Annotated in this window: 16 protein-coding genes; 7 read left to right on the top strand and 9 right to left on the bottom strand. The window is 53.6% G+C overall.

Features of this window, described 5'->3' with window-relative positions:
• Nucleotides 1–262 precede the first annotated feature (262 nt).
• Entirely contained in the window at nucleotides 263–844 is a 582-nt protein-coding gene (locus WH50_RS21200) for a hypothetical protein (RefSeq protein WP_104153132.1), read from the top strand.
• Nucleotides 845–906: 62 nt separating this feature from the next.
• Here WH50_RS21200 and WH50_RS21195 read toward each other — a convergent pair whose 3' ends face one another.
• Both WH50_RS21195 and WH50_RS21190 read right to left on the bottom strand, forming a co-directional pair.
• Nucleotides 907–1,962, bottom strand: a complete 1,056-nt coding sequence (locus tag WH50_RS21195) for a haloacid dehalogenase-like hydrolase (RefSeq protein ID WP_110189236.1) — start codon at nucleotides 1,960–1,962, stop codon at nucleotides 907–909.
• A gap of 167 nt (nucleotides 1,963–2,129) precedes the next feature.
• Complete coding sequence (locus tag WH50_RS21190) at nucleotides 2,130–2,987, bottom strand: glycosyltransferase family 2 protein (RefSeq protein WP_110189235.1); 858 nt, start codon at nucleotides 2,985–2,987, stop codon at nucleotides 2,130–2,132.
• A gap of 386 nt (nucleotides 2,988–3,373) precedes the next feature.
• Here WH50_RS21190 and WH50_RS21185 point away from each other — a divergent pair, with 386 nt between their 5' ends.
• Entirely contained in the window at nucleotides 3,374–4,573 is a 1,200-nt protein-coding gene (locus tag WH50_RS21185) for an amino acid aminotransferase (RefSeq protein WP_110189234.1), read from the top strand.
• A gap of 136 nt (nucleotides 4,574–4,709) precedes the next feature.
• Here the strand turns inward: WH50_RS21185 and WH50_RS21180 are convergent, their stop codons facing one another.
• Together WH50_RS21180 and WH50_RS21175 are read right to left on the bottom strand one after the other, a co-directional pair.
• The gene (locus WH50_RS21180; protein WP_279305953.1) at nucleotides 4,710–6,128 is read right to left on the bottom strand and encodes a sugar porter family MFS transporter; all 1,419 of its coding nucleotides are present in this window, start codon (nucleotides 6,126–6,128) and stop codon (nucleotides 4,710–4,712) included.
• Between the two features lie 228 nt (nucleotides 6,129–6,356).
• Nucleotides 6,357–7,835 (bottom strand): sigma-54 interaction domain-containing protein, encoded by a 1,479-nt coding sequence (locus WH50_RS21175; RefSeq protein ID WP_110189233.1) that lies wholly within the window; start codon nucleotides 7,833–7,835, stop codon nucleotides 6,357–6,359.
• Nucleotides 7,836–8,187: 352 nt separating this feature from the next.
• Between WH50_RS21175 and WH50_RS21170 the strand changes: the two genes are divergently transcribed.
• Nucleotides 8,188–8,949 (top strand): dimethylarginine dimethylaminohydrolase family protein, encoded by a 762-nt coding sequence (locus tag WH50_RS21170; RefSeq protein ID WP_110189265.1) that lies wholly within the window; start codon nucleotides 8,188–8,190, stop codon nucleotides 8,947–8,949.
• 19 nt (nucleotides 8,950–8,968) lie between these two features.
• Nucleotides 8,969–9,757: a transporter substrate-binding domain-containing protein gene (locus WH50_RS21165; RefSeq protein WP_110189232.1), complete on the top strand. Its 789-nt coding sequence runs from the start codon at nucleotides 8,969–8,971 to the stop codon at nucleotides 9,755–9,757.
• A gap of 321 nt (nucleotides 9,758–10,078) precedes the next feature.
• Here the strand turns inward: WH50_RS21165 and WH50_RS21160 are convergent, their stop codons facing one another.
• Nucleotides 10,079–10,291, bottom strand: coding sequence for a cold-shock protein (locus tag WH50_RS21160; RefSeq protein ID WP_104153125.1), 213 nt, complete (start codon nucleotides 10,289–10,291; stop codon nucleotides 10,079–10,081).
• A gap of 573 nt (nucleotides 10,292–10,864) precedes the next feature.
• Here WH50_RS21160 and WH50_RS21155 point away from each other — a divergent pair.
• On the top strand, nucleotides 10,865–12,682 hold the full coding sequence (locus WH50_RS21155) for a DEAD/DEAH box helicase (RefSeq protein ID WP_243410207.1): 1,818 nt from the start codon (nucleotides 10,865–10,867) through the stop codon (nucleotides 12,680–12,682).
• Between the two features lie 57 nt (nucleotides 12,683–12,739).
• Here the strand turns inward: WH50_RS21155 and WH50_RS21150 are convergent, their stop codons facing one another.
• The 3 genes from WH50_RS21150 to WH50_RS21140 are packed head-to-tail and all read right to left on the bottom strand — an operon-like array spanning nucleotide 12,740 to nucleotide 15,140.
• Nucleotides 12,740–13,672 (bottom strand): 5-oxoprolinase subunit C family protein, encoded by a 933-nt coding sequence (locus WH50_RS21150; RefSeq protein WP_110189230.1) that lies wholly within the window; start codon nucleotides 13,670–13,672, stop codon nucleotides 12,740–12,742.
• Nucleotides 13,669–14,358 carry a 5-oxoprolinase subunit PxpB gene (pxpB, locus tag WH50_RS21145; protein WP_110189229.1) on the bottom strand — a complete coding sequence of 230 codons (690 nt, stop codon included), beginning with the start codon at nucleotides 14,356–14,358 and terminating at the stop codon, nucleotides 13,669–13,671. The genes WH50_RS21150 and pxpB overlap by 4 nt, the downstream gene beginning before the upstream one ends.
• A gap of 35 nt (nucleotides 14,359–14,393) precedes the next feature.
• Nucleotides 14,394–15,140: a 5-oxoprolinase subunit PxpA gene (locus WH50_RS21140; protein ID WP_110189228.1), complete on the bottom strand. Its 747-nt coding sequence runs from the start codon at nucleotides 15,138–15,140 to the stop codon at nucleotides 14,394–14,396.
• Between the two features lie 104 nt (nucleotides 15,141–15,244).
• Between WH50_RS21140 and WH50_RS21135 the strand changes: the two genes are divergently transcribed.
• Both WH50_RS21135 and WH50_RS21130 read left to right on the top strand, forming a co-directional pair.
• A complete protein-coding gene (locus WH50_RS21135) occupies nucleotides 15,245–15,760 on the top strand; it encodes a winged helix DNA-binding protein (RefSeq protein WP_243410206.1) in 516 nt (171 codons plus the stop codon).
• A 271-nt stretch (nucleotides 15,761–16,031) separates the two neighbouring features.
• Complete coding sequence (locus WH50_RS21130; RefSeq protein WP_110189226.1) at nucleotides 16,032–16,664, top strand: C40 family peptidase; 633 nt, start codon at nucleotides 16,032–16,034, stop codon at nucleotides 16,662–16,664.
• 174 nt (nucleotides 16,665–16,838) lie between these two features.
• Here WH50_RS21130 and WH50_RS21125 read toward each other — a convergent pair whose 3' ends face one another.
• Nucleotides 16,839–17,843, bottom strand: coding sequence for a porin (locus WH50_RS21125; RefSeq protein WP_110189225.1), 1,005 nt, complete (start codon nucleotides 17,841–17,843; stop codon nucleotides 16,839–16,841).
• Between the last annotated feature and the right edge of the window lie 550 nt (nucleotides 17,844–18,393).

Below are 18,393 nucleotides of genomic sequence, written 5' to 3'. Positions count from 1 at the left end.
TTTACACTAGCCTTACCAATACCCTACCCAGCCATTCCATTTCGCGGAAATTAATTCCAGTTATTTTCATCCTTTCTATTCTGGCAAGTGAATTGCCTTATATCTGTTCAGTTGTCCGTGGCCAATCCACTGCACCGCCCGCATTTAATGCCAGAGCCTGTATCAGGCTCGCTGTGGTGATATGCCAGCCTGTACCGACACGAGACCTTAACCATGCCAATGCCATGACCCCTGCCTGAGGATGGGCAGAAGGAGCGTTACCATGTCATCTATCAGCAGCATCAGTTCCAGTGCATACACCTCGGAGCTACTGCGACTTCAGGGAACCAGTAACAGCCAGACCACCCAGCAGATCGAGCCGCCCCCTCCGCCGCCCCCGCAGTCGTCGGACAGTCTGCTGACGGCACTGACCAGCGCGCTGTCCGATACCGGGCTGACCAGCAGCGATGACAGCAGTACCGATGACTCCACCTACGATGCCCTGACAGCGGCGTCGGCGACGTCAACGGATGAACAGACGGCGGCGCTGCAGGACTTTATGCAGACCCTGCTGGCAACCCTGCATGATCAGGGCGTGAGCAGCACCGACAGCAGTGCCAGCAATAGCGGTTACGGTTCACAGAACCCGATGCAGGACGACCTGCAAAGCCTGATTACTCAAATCAACTCAGGCGACTCAAGCAGCGCCACTACCGAACTGGAAACCAAGTACGCCGATCTGCTCGCGGCGCTGGGAGTATCAGGCAGCAATGTGTCCCTGACCGATCTGCTCAGCCAGTTCTCCTCCAACCTACCCAGTGACCAGAACAGTCGTATGGGGGCGATGCTCAATATTTCCGCCTGAACACCACAAAAAAATCCGGCCCATCATGGGCCGGATCACAGGTCGCTGAATAACCGCCCGAATCAGTGCAGCTGATCAGGGGTGACCACCACCCAGTTTTTATCAGCGGTGACTTCCTGACCGAGATCAGCCTGCTTCTTGGCTGCCTCGCCCCACCACTTTTCCATCTGCGTCATGTACTTGGCCTTGCGGTTGACCCAGACGCGCACGCCGCCCTGATCCACATCGGTGCCGTTGAACAGCATATAGCCGTCTGATAGCGGTGAATCACCGGCCACCAGCACCGGCTTACGCCACTGATCAATCCAGCCGAGGATGGAGCCCAGTTTGCCTTCGTACCAGGTCATGGGGTTCATCAGATAAGGAGTCATCACCAGCGACATGTTCTTCGCCGGGTCATAACTACCCTGCTTGATCTGCAGCCGTGAAGTCGTCAGTGCCTGAGTCTGCGGGTCCTTGAGCAACATGTTGACGCCAATGACGTTCTGCGGCTTGACGTTGTAGCCGTACTTGGGATCGCTGGCGATCATGCGCACGATCTCTTCGCTGGCGGCTGTCATCACATAGACTTCAATGCCATTTTCCTGCAGACGGTTGTACAGCTCGGTCATCCCGGCAAACACTTTGGGGGCTTTGACGCTGCTTTCCACCACCTTATCGCCATCGTAATAGCTGATCGGGATCGGCTGGTCATAGGCCATCACTTCATCGACGTAGCCTTTCAGTTGCTGCAGGGTAAAACCGGCGAAGATTTGCGCCACCCAGGGGTAGCACACCAGATTGTCGATTTCACACAGGCGGTAGTAATAGCTGTTCAGGCTTTCCTTGTGCTCCGGGGTGTCCTTGAACGGGATCAGTTTGAGGGAAGGGTCCATGGTGTCACGCGTCAGCAGCCCTTTCATTTCCAGATAGGGTAACAGCGCCTCTTCGATATCGTACTGGTAGCTGGTGTTATCCATGTCAAACACCGCATAAGCGCCCTTGTTGGCGTTGGCGCTGATCATGGCATCCAGCTGCCTGGCCTGAGCTTCCGGCCAGTGTTTGAGTTCAGTAGCGCAGGCATGCCAGCTCAGCGCCGATAACGCTGCCGCGGCCAGCCAGGTCGTCGATTTTTTCATCACAGGCTCCCTTGATCATGAAAGGCGAAAGGCAGGAATCTGGTCTATACCAAAAACCTTCCTTCCGCATGCTAGTGCATGAACAGGGATGTACAGGCCTGAATACGACCTGTACTTAGTTATTCGCCCCAGCAACAGAAGCTGTTCACACAGGTACGAGCCACTTGTCACTGCCGCAGTTGTTGCAACTCAGCAGGGGGTAAATCATCCACGAAGTTCTGGAAGGTGCCCGCATAACCCTGGGCGCATCGCTGGCTGAACAGCTGATTAAGCTGCTGCTTGAAATGAATCAGCGCCATCACTTGCTGTCGCATTTGTGGGGAGCCGAACCCCAGACCATCCTCCTGCAGACGTTGCAGAGTCAGGGCATAGGCTTCGGCAAAACGTTCACCGGCGTCGGCACTGTGACAGAGGGAGGCTCGATGCACCCGGTAATCATGCAACGGCTCGGTGCAGTAACGGGCATAGCCTGCTTGCTCCAGTGCACGCAGATTAAACAGCGTATCGGCACCGCGGGGCAGATCATCCCAGCCACGCTGGATCAACTGGCGATGAAAGACAAACAACAGCGGCACGTGGGTGTGGAAAAAGTCATCCAGCTCAAGCCGCCCCTGCCGCTCATGGCTGAACGCCAGATGCAGGACCCGATCACTGCTGTCGTCCACCACCCGGGCATTGTCCGCCGCCAGCCCGGTTTCTCCGGCCAGTGCCAGCAAACGCTGTAACCGTTGCGGGTCATAACAGTCATCGGCATCCAGAGGGGCGATCCACTGTCCGCGGGCGGCCCGCAGTGCCAGATTACGCGTCAGATTGGGGCCACTTCCCGTACGGGTAGAAAACAGCTGGCGCAGACGTGGATCGCTGACCCCCTGCTGACGCAGCCAGCCCAGATAGTCCGTACCGTCATCGGATACCAGCAGACACTCCCACTCCTGATGGGTCTGCCGCAACAGGGAATCCACCGCCCGGCGCACATGCCCCTGCCCCTGATACACCGGGGTAATCACTGAAACCAGCTCTGCCATGACCTGTACCTCGTGGTCAGATCGATGCTGCTATAGTCCTTCCTACTCCTGCTGTCCTTCCGCTGGTAGAACGTGCACACGTTCCAGATGCTGCAATAACCAACCAGCATTCACTATAGGTCAGCTTCAGCCAGACAGCCCGTCAATCCACCAGATAACTGATCCGGATGGGTGAGAAAACTGCACTATGCTGCTGTTTCAGCGCAGATAACCGGAAAATCACCACCTCTATTGGCAAATGATGGAAATTTACCCCGACAGGCGCCTTTATCCGCCGACGCACTCCGCTATACTGGTCGGTGCATTTTCAGAACAAAATGCAGTCAGCTGTTTGATGACTCACTATACGCCCTAATCACTTCCGCCCTAGCGATCGAGTTACCATCATGAGTCTGTTTTCTGCCGTAGAAATGGCCCCCCGCGACCCCATCCTTGGCCTCAACGAAGCCTTTATTGCGGATACCCGCAGCAACAAGGTCAACCTGGGCGTAGGTGTGTACTTCAATGAAGAGGGCCGCATTCCTCTGCTGCGCGCCGTGCAGGAAGCCGAAAAGGTTCGCCTGCAGGCTGCCGCTCCCCGTGGCTACCTGCCCATCGAAGGGATTGCCGCTTATGACAGCGCGGTACAGAAACTGCTGTTCGGCAGCGATTCTGAACTGCTGGCAGCAGGCCGGGTGGTCACCACTCAGGCGCTGGGAGGCACCGGTGCATTGAAGACCGGCGCAGACTTCCTCAAGCGACTGTTGCCTGATGCCACCGTGGCCATCAGCAACCCCAGCTGGGAAAACCACCGCGCCCTGTTTGAATCAGCTGGCTTCAATGTCGAGAACTACCCCTATTACGATGCCGCCAGCAATGGCTCTGATATCAAAGGCATGCTGGAAAAGCTCAACAGCCTGCCCGCCCGCTCCATCATCGTGCTGCACGCCTGCTGTCATAACCCTACTGGCGTAGACCTCAGCAACGACGAATGGAAACAGGTACTGGAAGTGCTGCAGGCACGCGATCATGTCCCCTTCCTGGATATCGCCTATCAGGGCTTTGGTGACGGTATCTATGAAGATGCGGAAGCAGTGCGCCTGTTTGCCGCTTCAGGCATGAACTTCTTTGTTTCCAGCTCTTTTTCCAAGTCATTCTCCCTGTACGGCGAGCGTGTCGGCGCCCTGTCACTGGTGACCGCCAGCCGTGAAGAAAGCGCCCGTGTCCTGTCACAGGTGAAACGTGTTATCCGCACCAACTACTCCAACCCACCCACTCACGGCGCCACCGTGGTAGCCAGCGTACTTAACAGCGATGAGCTGCGTGCCATGTGGGAAGCGGAGCTGGGCGAAATGCGTCAGCGTATCCGTGACATGCGCATCAGCATGGTCGACAAGCTGGCTGCGCTGGGCGCCGCCCGTGATTTCAGCTTCGTCAAGCAACAGCGCGGTATGTTCTCCTACTCCGGCCTGACCGCCGATCAGGTGGAACGTATGCGGGCCGAGTTTGGTATCTATGCCGTGGGCTCAGGCCGCATCTGTGTGGCCGCCCTCAACAACGGCAATCTGGATGTGGTCACTCAGGCGATTGCGGAAGTCATTCGCTGATACTGACTGAAATCCGGCGGCTACTGCTTCAGCATCACCGCCGGACACAGAAACAACAACGGCACCCTGAGGTGCCGTTGTTGTTTCTGATCTGCGATGCCGGTTGCGATGTCATACCGGGCCGATGAAGCCTGACTCAGCGACCAAGCTTGCTCAGTGGCTTGCCCTGCATCAGATTCTGCTCAATCTTCTCCAGAGAGACCCCTCTGGTTTCCGGTACATAGAACAGGGTGAACAGGATAAATACCACGTTCAGTGCCGCGAAGGCCCAGAACGTACCGGGGCCACCCAGTGTGTTCAGTGTCGTCAGGAAGTAGGCACCGATAATCATATTGGTTGCCCAGTTGGTGACGGTGGAGCAGGTAATACCGAAATCACGCCCCGCCTGAGGCTGAATCTCGGAGCACAGGATCCAGATCAGCGGGCCGGCAGACATGGCGAACCCGGCCACGAAGACCAGCAACATGGCGACCGCGAAGATCTGCATACTGGCAGTACCCGTGCCCATATTCAGCAGGTATCCCAGAATCGCCATGCCGATGCCCATCACCAGAAAGCCGGTATACAGGATGGGCTTGCGGCCCCAGCGATCCACCAGACCAATGGCGATAAAGGTCGCCAGTACGTTGACCAGCCCCACGGAAACAGTGGACCACAATTGCGCTTCGGTCGAGGCAAAGCCGGCCATATCGAAGATGCGCGGCGCGTAATACATCACCGCATTGATGCCGGTAAACTGCTGGATAACCTGCAGTACCATGCCCAGTGCCACGGTACGGCGGAACGCCGGACTCTGACGAAACAGCTCCCAGCCACTGGCGCCCTTTTTCAGGTTGGCACGGATTTCTGTCATTTCACTGTGTACTTCTTCATCGCTGCCACGCAGGCGACGCAACACACTCTGGGCCTCTTCAAAACGCTCTTTGGTGGCCAGCCAGCGCGGACTGCGGGGCAGTACCATGACCCCCAGCAACAGGCCCAGCGCCGGGAAGGTGATCACTCCCAGCATACACCGCCAGCTCTGCAGGTAACTAAAGGCCGTATTGGACAGAAACGCTGCCAGAATACCGATAGTAATCATCAGCTGATACATGGAAATCATCGAGCCACGCACCCGCTCAGGAGCAATTTCCGACAGATAGAGTGGAGCGGTAAAGGAGGCAATACCGACAGCCAGTCCGAGAATCACCCGCGCGACGATAAGCACAGTCGGAGTCCAGGCCGCCGCAGCCAGCAGTGAACCGACCACAAACAAGGCAGCACCGACCATCAGGGCATACTTGCGCCCCAGCTTCTGCGACATCATGCCAGCCGTCAGTGCACCAATAGTGGCACCGAACATCATGGAGCTGACAATCCACTCCTGCATGGAATCATCAATCTGGAAATCCCTGGCGATGAATGGCAGTGCACCAGAGATCACGCCGATATCCAGGCCAAACAACAACCCTGCCAGTGCGGCGAGGAAACAGGTAAACCAAACCATAGGCACCAGCCTGGCTGGCGTATCGGAGGCAAACGATTTACTGCGGTCAACCATGGGGGCATGGGCCATACAGCGCTCCTTCAGCATCTTGTTATGCTTGTCTGTCTATCCCTGGAGTAGTCCGGCGCTGCATCAGCACCTGTCAGGCGATCCCTGCCCGGCGGCGCTAGAGATTAAGGAGTTGGAAATATTACGCAATATCGTTTCAGCACAGATGGCGACTGTTGTGATTCAGTCTGAATCCGCACCTTACGACTCAGTAATATTACCTACATGCTTGATAATTATAGGAAATCTTCACAAGCCCAATTTACGCAATTTAGACTGCAATGTGGTCCGCGGAATCCCCAGTAACTCAGCGGCGGCACCAATCTGCCCCGCACTTGTGGCCATGGCCTGCTGGATCAGCTGTCGCTCCAGTGCAGCCAGCTGTACCGGCAGAGAAGCCGGTGACGCGACCTCCGGAGGAGCTGCTAGCGCAGGCAGTGAAGGAGTGATCGCTGAGTGATCAGCTGACTGAGCGGTCTCGCTGGTGGCCACCGGGCTCACCGATGTCCTCACCACTTCACTTTCATCCAGAAAATGCAGTTTTTCGAGCCACGGCTGCCCACTCGGTGCTAACAGCAGGCTGCGCTGAATCACGTTTTCCAGCATGCGCACATTTCCGGGCCAGGGATGCTGCTGCAGCGCCTGCAATGCCTGCTCACTGATACCCTGAATGTCCGGCCGTATATCGGCTGCATGCATACGGATAAAATGTGCCGCCAGCACCGCAATATCGCTGCGCCGCTCGCGCAGCGGCGGCACCCGGATAAAACCGACGTTCAGACGATAGAACAGATCCTCACGCAACCGGCCCGCTCGTATCTCCTCCCAAGGGGGAGTATTCATCGCCGCAATAATGCGGACATTGACCTGTTGCTCACGCCCGCTGCCCAGTGGTGAGAAACGCCCATCCTGCAACACTCGCAACAGCTTGCCCTGCAACTCGATGGGCATGGAATTCAGCTCATCAAGAAACAGGCTGCCGCCATCCGCCAGAGCAAACAGCCCCTTGCGGGTCTCCGCTCCGGTGAAGGCTCCTCTGGTCGTGCCGAACAGCGTACTTTCCAGCAAGGTATCGGGAATGGCCGCACAGTTCAGCGTAATCCAGGCTTTTTCTGCGCGCTTGCTGCGCTGATGGACACGGCGGGCAAACAGCTCTTTACCGGTGCCGGTCTCGCCGTAAATAAGCACCGGTACATCGGCTCCGGCGCACGCATCCAGATGACCCAGCTGCTGCTGCATCTGCGGATCGGCCGTAATGATGGCATCCCCGTGCTGGCGCTGACTGCCAGCCTCCAGCAGCCGTGCTGACAGGTCCAGCACCTGATTGGTCAGACTACGGTAATGACTGAGATCCCGACCGACTTCGATCGCCCCGATGATCTGGCCAGTGGCGCCATACAGAGGCAAGGCGGTATGCAAATAATCGATGACCTGCCCCAATGGCGTTTCATAACGCTGGTGACAATGAATGAATCGCTGCCCCTGTGTCAGGCAGCGCATCAGGGTACTGGTGTCTGCGGTCAGGCTGGGACAGGCCTGTAACAAAGGCTGGCCCAGCACCTGAGCGGCATCCACACCATCGATAGCTGCGCTGTAGCGGTTGTAATAAACAAAGACTCCCTGCTGATCGACGATGGTAACCGGCTGTTCCAGACTATCGAGAAACTCACCCAGACAAGCCAACACTCCCTGCAACTCCGTCGAGACAGGCTCGCGCCACACTGTCATTACTCCTCCAGACGGTTATTCACCATTTTTCATCCGCCACCTGACGATTTTTCGTCAACTTTAGGTGTCCAGCACGGACACTCTGCTCAACATAGCGAATCCTCTGCCCTCAAGCTCATTAAATTCAATACGTCAGCATTAGAGACGACATCTAGTCAAATGCCGAAATATCGTCAAGAGAACACCTTATCCAAGACGATACTCCTTGCGGTTTGGTCCATTTCCACGAAAAAACAGCATTTTACGTCACGCAATCCCACCTTTTTCGCACATGGGCGTGGCACAGTCCTTGAAATGGTCACAACAGGCATACTCACTGCAATCAAGCCTGTTCCTGATTCAAGGATTCTCCATGTTCAAACACACCATTGTTCGTCGCCCTGCTGCCACACTGATGCACGGCCTGACGTCTGTCGACCTCGGTCGTCCCGATTACCTGACCGCACAGGTCCAGCATCAATGCTATATCGATGCCCTGCTCAGCTGCGACGTTGACGTGACCGTACTACCTCCACGTGAAGACTTCCCCGACTCCTGCTTTGTCGAGGATGTCGCACTGTGCACACCACACTGCGCCGTCATTACCCGCCCGGGGGCAGACAGCCGACGTGGCGAAGCCGAACTGATCGGTACCACACTGCAACGCTTCTATTCCTCGCTGGAGTCCATCACCGCTCCCGGCACGCTGGAAGCAGGTGACGTCATGATGGTCGGTACTCATTTCTATATCGGTCTGTCAGCGCGCACCAACGAGGAAGGCGCTCGTCAGCTGATTCAGATTCTGCAACGTCACGGTATGAGTGGCAGCATGGTCAAGATGGCGGAAATGCTGCACCTGAAGACAGGGCTGTCTTATCTGGAACACAACCACCTGTTGATTACTGGCGAATTTCTCCACCTGGATGAGTTCAAGTCATTCAACCGCATTGAAGTCCCTGCAGAGGAGGCTTACGCCGCCAACAGCATCTGGGTCAACGACAGCGTGATCATGCCTGCTGGCCATCCATACACCGCTGAACAGGTTCGCAAGCTGGGTTATCGACTGATCGAAGTGGATACCCGTGAGTTTCAGAAACTCGACGGTGGCGTCAGCTGCCTGTCTCTGCGCTTCTGACGAAAAAGGAATAACCAGCATGTTACGACTCCGATCAGCTCTCCTCGCCCTGGCGCTAGGCTCCAGTGCCAGTATCCATGCAGGCACTCTGGAGACCATCCAGCACAACCATGCCCTGCGTGTCTGCTTTGAAGCGGGCTATATGCCCTTTGAAATGAAGGATAAGAATGGCAAGGACATCGGCTTCGATATCGACATCGCCAAGCTGATGGCCAAGTCCATGGCGGTAGACTACACCCCGGTAAACACAGCCTGGGATGGCATCATTCCCGCGCTGATGACCGACAAGTGCGATATCGTCATGTCAGGCATGACGATCACCGCAGAGCGCAATCTGAAGGTGAACTTTGCCGACCCCTATATCGTTGTTGGCCAGACCGTGCTGCTGTCACCAGCTTACAAAGACAAGGTGCACAACTTCAGAGACCTGAATAATCCCAGCACTATTGTCATTACCAAGCTGGGTACCACTGGCGATATCGTCGCCAAAAAGATGCTCGACAAGGCACAGATCCGGGTCTTTGAGAGTGAAGCAGACGGGGTAATGGAAGTATTGAATGGCAAGGCAGCAGCCTTCATCTATGACCTGCCTTTGAATGCGTTCTACAAAGCCCAGAATGGCGACAAGCTTATTCATCTGAACACCCCGTTCACTTACGAGCCCCTAGGCTGGGCCATCCGTCAGGGTGATGCGGATTTCCTAAACTTCCTCAACAACTTCCTCCGCCAGATCAAAGGCGATGGCAGCTATGACCGCCTGTATCAGAAATGGTTTGAAGATCGAGACTGGATCACTGCACTGCAATAGTGCAGGCTGAAACGCGCTACAGGTGCTGGATTTTTTGCAAAGAGATCAAACAGCACCTGACTGCACTGCATGCCTCCATGTCGATTTCTTCCAAACAGCTGTCTGTGCCCGCTCACAAAGACATGGTCAGCTTACGCTGAACTTTTCCTCTGGTAACAAGCTCAAAATGTGATGTAACTATTAGTAACGCAGGCAATAAAAAACCCTGAACGCCTATCCTTTCGGACAATCATTCAGGGTTGGTTTGCTTTTAGTTACCTGGGCAAAAAACAAGGCTTACAACAAAGTGGCGATGCAGATTGGGCCAGGGAAAAAGCGGTCTTAGGCTACTACGGTGACGTTTTCAGCCTGAGGACCTTTTTGGCCTTGAGTAACTTCGAAAGTTACTTTCTGACCTTCGTGCAGAGTGCGACGGCCAGTGCCGTTGATTGCACGGAAATGAACGAACACATCAGAAGCACCGTCACGAGCGATGAAACCGAAGCCCTTTTCTTCGTTAAACCACTTAACGACGCCGGTAACTAATTGAGACATATAACTCTCTTATCTATATAAAGTGTCGACCGAGGTCGACGGAAAAGAAGCTTTACCTCACAGGTTACCCTGCCAAGGTAAAATTTTGACTTTGTCACCAAAGTCAAAGGCCGAGTATAACCGCCTCTAGACAAAGCACCAACCGACTTTTTGTTATAAAGAAGCCAGTTAACTGTACTTTTTTTGATCAACAGCCATTTTTCATGATTGTCGTCAGTCGCAAGACAGTTATTTTTAGTCTTAGCAAATAATGTGCACACCCTGATTTTTGACGCATTCAACTTTAGTACTGACTATTTTATATACAGCAGTTGCCAATCCTCTGTATTTTCTTTAGAATGCGCCACCTCGATGTATCGCACTCCCGTTCAGTCCGGTTCTCGCGGCGCCTCAAAGAAGGTGTGATCCGCCCTAATCCCTGCTGATAGAGTCTTAACCCACAGGTTTGTACCGTTGGTTCAGGCGTTGTTGCCCAGTCTTCCATGACGGGCCCGGGCCCTTCCGTGAGTTCCGATATATCCTTTCATGCCCTCGCTGGGTGCTTTAGTTTTTCCTTTTATTCGGAACTCCGTAATGTCTGCACAAGCAACGACTATGACCTTTGCTGATCTTGGCCTGCCTGAATTTCTGCTGACCCCTCTGGCAGAAATGGGTTATGAAAATCCTTCTCCTATTCAGGAGCAGAGCATCCCCGTATTGCTGTCCGGCAAGGATGTTCTGGGTCAGGCACAGACTGGTACTGGTAAAACCGCCGCATTTGCTCTGCCCCTGCTGGCGCGTATCAATCTGAAAGTAAGCGCGCCTCAAGCGCTGATCCTAACTCCTACCCGCGAACTGGCCCTGCAGGTGACCACTGCACTTGAGCAGTATGCTGCCCGCATGCGTGGCATCCGCATCCTGTCCGTATACGGTGGTCAGGACTACCGTACTCAGCTGCGTGGTTTGCGTGATGGCGTGCATGTTGTTGTCGGCACTCCAGGTCGCGTCATGGATCATATGGAGCGTGGCACTCTGAATCTCGACAACCTGCAGACGCTGGTACTCGACGAAGCAGACGAAATGCTGAAGATGGGCTTTATTGATGATGTTGAGTGGATTCTGGAAAAGACCCCCAGCACTCGTCAGATCGCACTGTTCTCTGCCACCATGCCGCCGGTTATCCGTGAAGTAGCTGACCGTCACCTGCAGGATGCCGCACAGATCAAGATCCACAGCAAGACGGCTACTGTATCCTCTATTACTCAGGCTTATATCGAAGTAAGCGGTCATCAGAAGTTTGATGCGCTGGCACGCCTGCTGGAAGTGGAAAACTTTGATGGTCTGATCATTTTTGCCCGTACCAAGACCACTACTCAGGAACTGGCCGACAAACTTGATCACTACGGCTATCGCGCCGCTGCCCTGCACGGTGACCTGAGCCAGCCTCTGCGTGAGAAAGTAGTAGATCGCCTGAAGCAGAACAAAGTAGACATCATTGTGGCCACTGACGTAGCTGCCCGTGGTCTGGACGTTGAGCGCATCAGCCACGTCGTCAACTACGATCTGCCGATGGATCGCGAATCTTATGTACACCGTGTTGGCCGTACTGGCCGTGCTGGTCGTGAAGGCCGAGCACTGGTGCTGATCACTCCACGCGAGCGCCGTACTCTTCAGGGTCTTGAGCGCCACATTGGTCACTCACTGGAACGCTACAAGCTGCCTACCAAGAAAGAGATGGCTCAGCTGCGCGAACAGCAATTTGTGAACACGATTCTGGAAGCCATGCAGGATGAGCGCGTGAGCGAAGGAACCAGCATCGTTCAGCGTCTGACCGAAGAACACGGTGTAGCATTGGAAAACGTTGCCGCAGCCCTTTACTGGATGGCTCGCGACGAAAAAGCAGCTCCTCGCAGCGCCGATATTGAAATTGAACAACCCGAACCACGCGCAGCCCGTCGCGGTGACCGCAATGAGCGTGGCGAGCGCGGTGAACGCACCGAGCGTCGCGAGCGTCCCCAGGATACCGAGCCCATGACTCGTTACCGTATCGCGCTGGGTCGTGAACAGCGCGTCGAGCCACGTGACATCGTAGGCGCCATCGCCAACGAAGCAGGTATTTCCGGCAGCCGTATCGGCCACATCAAGTTGTACGGTACCTATTCAACTGTATTTCTGCCTGAAAACCTGAACGCTGCTCAGCGTTCTGCACTGGCCGGTTGCAGCATCCGCAACCAGTCTATGCAGCTGTCTCCCTGGGCAGAAAATGGTGAAGAAGGTGGTTATGCTGACCGTCCACGTCGCACCAGCAGCCGAGGTGATCGCGGAGATCGCCCTGCTCCGCGTCGTAGCCGTGATGAAGATCGTGGTGAGCGATTCAGCCGTCGTGACGACTTCCGTCCTCGCCAGCGCTAAGCGTAGCTAGCTCTTAACACAACACCCCGTTTTCGGGGTGTTGTTGTTTCTGGCGTATCAAAAGCGGAAAAACTTCAGAAACGTCACCATACTTTGCTGTGCTTCGAACAAGCTGATCGGGCTGAACTTCAATTCTGCTCCCGGCTGTCTCTGCGCCAGCGCATAGAGATCAAGCGGTAACACACTGCCCAGCTTGGGATAGCCACCAATGGTCTGACGGTCCTGCATCAGGATGATTGGCTGACCATCAGCAGGCACCTGTATTGCCCCCAAGGCGATTCCCTCTGATATCAACCCTGTACGTAAACTGGCAATGGATGCCCCTTCCAGACGAATGCCCATGCGATCACTTTTAGGCGACAACATATAGCTCGAACTAAAAAAAGTATTCAGGCTGGCATTGCTGAAACTGTCCACTTGCGCCCCCAGCACAACACGCAGCGTTAATGGCTGTTGATAGTCAGGAATAAAACGACCACTGACCGCCTGATGTGGACGCACTATCGGCTCATAACGAAGACAGTCACCAGCCTCCAGCCGACGCCCTGTGTTATCCAGCCCTCCCATCCCTTCGCGCAGGACCGTCGAGCAGCTTCCACCTAACGAACGCTCCACATAAAAGCCACCAGCAACAGCCAAATAACTGCGTAAGCCTTTACGCACATGACCCAAATGCAGCTCTGCTCCTGCCGGCACCACAACGGTCTGCCACATGGGGATAACATCACCATTAAGCCGGGGCTGGCAGTCCGCACCGGTCAGTGCAATCGTGGTCATCGCAGCAAAGCGGACCTGTAGCCCTCCCAACGTCACCTCAATCACACTGGCATCTGCTGAGTTGGCCAGCAGCCGATTAACCCAGGCATAAGCATGCCCGTCAGCAGCTCCACCTGTTGCCAGACCAGACTCCATGACGCTGCGCCGGCCAGCATCCTGTAACAAGGCCAGCATGCCACCGTGAAGTACTTCCATAGCAGCAAGTTGATTCATAGCATCCCCCCTTGCTGCAAATAGGTCTCTCTGTCTATGGCCTTGAACTGTACCCGGTCCCCCACTTGCAGAAACGCAGGCGCAGAGCGAGCTGCATCGAACATCAGCAAGGGTGTTCTGCCTATCAAGTTCCAGCCACCCGGCGTGACTGATGGATAGATTCCTGTCTGAGTATCAGCAATCCCCACCGATCCCATAGGTACCTTGGTCCGTGGAGTAGAGATGCGCGGAGTAGCAATCCGGGCGTCCACTTGCCCAAGAAAGGCAAAGCCCGGGGTAAACCCTATCGCAAAGGTGACGTAAATCTTGCTGGTATGCAGCGCAATCACTTCCTCAACCGCCAAGCCATGCCTCTGAGCCAGGTTACCCAGGTCAGGTCCCGACTCTTGCGAGTAATAGACCGGAATATACTTAATGGCTCCTGCGACCTTGTCTGCCGAATCAACATCCAGACTACGGAGGCAGTGCTCAACAGCAGCCAGGAAAGATGCGTAATCATCTCTCAGCAGATCGTACTGGAGATACAAACTGGTATAAGAAGGCACAACTTCGACTAGACGCTCCGCCAGACCAGACTGCAACCTGTGCTTGGCTTCGAGAATCAATGGACTGAGTTTTTCATCAATCCGGTCCCCGAAGTACAGCATCAGGGCGTCCACGCCTACGATCTGTGCTCGCCACAGCATAATTACTCCTTACGCCCGCAGGCTTGTAGCTCACGTTACTTAGCCGTAGTCAGTGCCTCGATACCTTCACGGATAGCCTGTACCGCACGAATGGATTCCGGGTTATCACCATGAACGCAAAGTGTAACGGCATCCAGCTTGATCGGATTTCCGGAGCTCGCCAGGATGCTTTCGCCTCGCGCCAACGTCAGCGCCTGCCGCACGATAGTATCCACATCGTGATGCACTGCATTAGGCAGACTGCGAGACATCAGATAACCCTCTGCGTCATAGCCTCTGTCAGCAAAGGCTTCCAGCCACAACGTCACGCCATACTCTGCAGCCAATGCCTTAACATTGGAATTATCTGCCGTAGTCATGATCATCAGCGGTAAAGGCTCTGGCTCAGTGGCCAGTGCAGCCATGACCGCCCGCAGTACCTTTTCATCTTTCATCATGTCGTTATGCAAGGCGCCATGAGGCTTAACATATGCAACCTTGCCACCTTCAGCACGAGCAATAGCCTGCAGTGCACCGTACTGGTAACGAATAAAGGCGGTGATTTCTGCCGGAGTGCAACTCATTGACCTGCGACCAAAGCCAACCAGATCAGGATAGGAGGGGTGGGCACCGATCATGACATCATGCTGCAGTGCCAGACGTACCGTTTTCTGCATGATCAGGGGATCCGAAGCATGAAAGCCACAGGCGATGTTGGCCTGATCAATGAAGGGCATGACGGCTTCATCCATCCCCATTTTCCAGGCACCGAAACTTTCACCCATATCGCAGTTCAACCACATCGCATACGCTCCCCTATTCGCAAACAAAGCAAACTCGACAACATCAGCATTTTATAAATAATTTATCGATAAAATACATGCACACCCTGCGACGGACAATAACCATGCCACAGACTCCTGCTCACCACGCGATCGTCTCCTCAGATCATCTGTCTACTCAGTCAGTAGAAATGTCGGAATTTGAATTTGGCCTGATCATGGCAAGCCATGCCTTCTCCAGATGGATCGTTCGTTGTATGAGCGCCAGCGGCATGCCTGAACTAGGCTCGCTGGACATCCTGGCACTTCACAGTGTCAACCACCGTCATCGCCCCAAGCGTGCCGCGGATATTTGCCTGGTATTCAATATTGAAGACAGTCATACCGTGACCTACGCGTTAAAAAAACTGCTCAAGCTCGGTCTGGTTGCTACGGAAAAACGCGGCAAGGAAACTTACTTCCTTACCACTGAAGAAGGGCGCGCACTTTGTGAAAAATATGCCGCTGTAAGAAGGGACTGCCTACTGGATGCAGTACAGACATTAGGCTTCGCCGGTGAAGAGATGGGAGCAACAAGCACGTTATTACGTGCATTATCCGGCATCTACGACCAGGCATCCCGCGCAGCAGCGTCGCTTTAGCAGCGCAAATTGCACCAAAGTCATGCGGATAACGTTCATTCTCTGCCTCATGAAGTGGCATAGATCCTTGCCAGAACCATAAAGCACAGACGCTAACTGACCCAGATACGGATTGAATGAATAAAATTCGCGACAATGGCAGGGATCTTGCTGTAACCTCTAGCGTAATTTTCTGTCTGGTAGGGCCACTTCATCTGATCGCAATACACAATCAGGGAAGATAGTTTTTAGCCCATGTTATTGGCATTTTATATTGCGGCGGGTTGGTCAGATGCGCGAGCGCCTAACACCATTGATCATCTTGAGTTTTTCAGTCCTGCTAACTGCATGTACGGGCAACCCCAGTAAAAATCAAGCTTCCCTCAGTTATGATGTTTCCGGCGATCAGACAGCACAGAGCGAAAGTGCTGATGATGACAGTCAGAATCAAGACCTCAGCTCCATCGATCGGCCTTCTTCCTTCACGAAGAAACGCTCCTCCGCCCTGCCTGGCAGTGACTACAATCTGCACGGCGATGATCCTGCCACTCAGGTCCTCAAAAAGGCATTGACCCTGATGGGCACCCCTTATCATTTTGGCGGTAACACCCCTTCTTCAGGTTTCGACTGCAGTGGTTTGATCAATTACGTATTTAACGAAACCGCCGGCATTAAACTGCCACGCTCCACCAGAGAAATGATCAAACTACCTGGCGCGACTATCGCCAAGAATCAACTACAACCTGGGGACCTGCTGTTCTTCAACCACAACGGACGAGGAAGAGTCAGTCATGCAGGTATCTATCTGGGCAATAACGAATTTATCCACTCCAACAGTTCTGGCGGCGGAGTAAGAATTGATAGCCTGAAAACCAGCTACTGGCAGCGCAGCTATCTGAAAGCAAAACGAGTACTTGAATACTGACTTTCAGACAATAAAAAACCCTGATAAATCAGGGTTTTGGCTAGCTCGAACAGGTCGTTTCAATATTATCAGCACGTTAATTTGAAAATGTCGGCCATCTGCAGCTTGAAGGGGAGCAGCAGATAGCCACCCCGACCAGCGGGGCGGTCTATCCAAGCGTAGAAGTGCGATTTATTAGAACTTCACGCGGTAACCAACGGTAAAGCCGTCATTCAGAGCATCGATACCGTAATCGGATGCGCCCTGCTCAGCAGCACCATTCACGTTGTAGTACTCAGCGTACACATCCGCGCCACCACCCAGATCATGATAAACACCAACCAGACTGCGCTTCAGCTTATCAGCGTTGTCAGGGTTAGCTTGGCTGTAGTTCAGGCCAATGGTGGTTTTGTCGATAGTGTAGGTAGCAGCGACATCGTATACGTCGATAGAACCGTCAGTAGCCCCTCCAGAGGTGGCCAACTGCTGATTATGCTCATAGTTTGCACCTACGAAAGCATTGTTGTAAGTGTAGCTCACACCAACTGACACATCGTGCTTGTCGTAGCTATCCTGGTCTTTTTCGTACTGAGACTGAGCATAACCCACACCAGCATACAGACCGTTCGCTTCGTAGTTCACACCAGCAATATAACCATCAACATCTTTGTAGCTGTGTTTTACGCCATTGGTGTCGGTGTAATCTTCATTGCCGCCGTCACCAGTAATAGCAGCGTAGCCGTTGAAGCCTGCGTAGCTGGGTGACTCATACGCCAGAGAGTTACCAATACGCTCCTGAGTCTGGGTGAAGGCAGCAGAAGTACGCTCGAATACGTCACCTACTACAGTTTTGTACATTGGGTTCTCAAAGCGACCTACAGTCACTTTACCGAAATCACCTTTCACACCTGCGTTTGCATGGCGAACTTTCAGGTTGGCGTCGGTAGTACCTTCAGTGGAAGTACCATCAGTGTCATTACCAAACTGGGTTTCCAATTGATAGAAAGCAGTCAAACCAGAGTCCAGCTCACTTTCACCTTTCACACCCAGACGATGACCAGCGTTGGCAATGTTCATGTCCTGGTTTTTATCAAACTGCATCTGGAAGTGCAGACGACCATATAGAGTAGCATCAGCCTGCGCCAGAACGGGCAGAGTAGCAGCACTGGCAACAGCAACAGCTAGCAGGGATTTTTTCATTGAAAGGCCTTCCTTAATCCTGAATTCGAATCGGGGGTAAACTTTCTCGGAAAATCTTCCTCCCCCAACTGTTTAGACAGTGATATAGCATGATCACTACCGCAGGCAGTCTAATGAAATCCCGCTCAATAAACCTAATCCAATTGTTGCACTTAAGCTCTTAAAAATAGCAGTTACTTACTTTATAAACCTTTATTTATAAGGTTTTCATATATAAAACTATTTATATAACTGTCTCATATCATGACGTTTCTGGCATTTCTGATTCATATTGAAAAATTTACTATCGCAGCCCTTCTACTAATTTCTAAACGTTAGTCAACAAGGGAAATTCACAACACGGTACTGACACATCATCTATTGGCTATATCACCCTCTCCGCAACCATCTGAATGATTTTTTCCTCTTAGCATGAATAAACAGGTGTAGTGGCTCAATGATTTCGGACACTCAGTAAAGCGTTATTCTAACGCGCTCAGTGAGGTGTCTTATTTATGAGCAAACGTCGTCAGTCCTTTACTCCAGAGTTCAAGCTGGAGGCCGTCGCGTT

The sequence above is a fragment of the Pokkaliibacter plantistimulans genome (assembly GCF_003194385.1).
In the GTDB taxonomy this organism is placed as follows: Bacteria; Pseudomonadota; Gammaproteobacteria; order Pseudomonadales; family Balneatricaceae; genus Pokkaliibacter; species Pokkaliibacter plantistimulans.
Note: the sequence above shows the minus strand (reverse complement) of the source record. Positions and strands in the feature narration are given on the sequence as shown.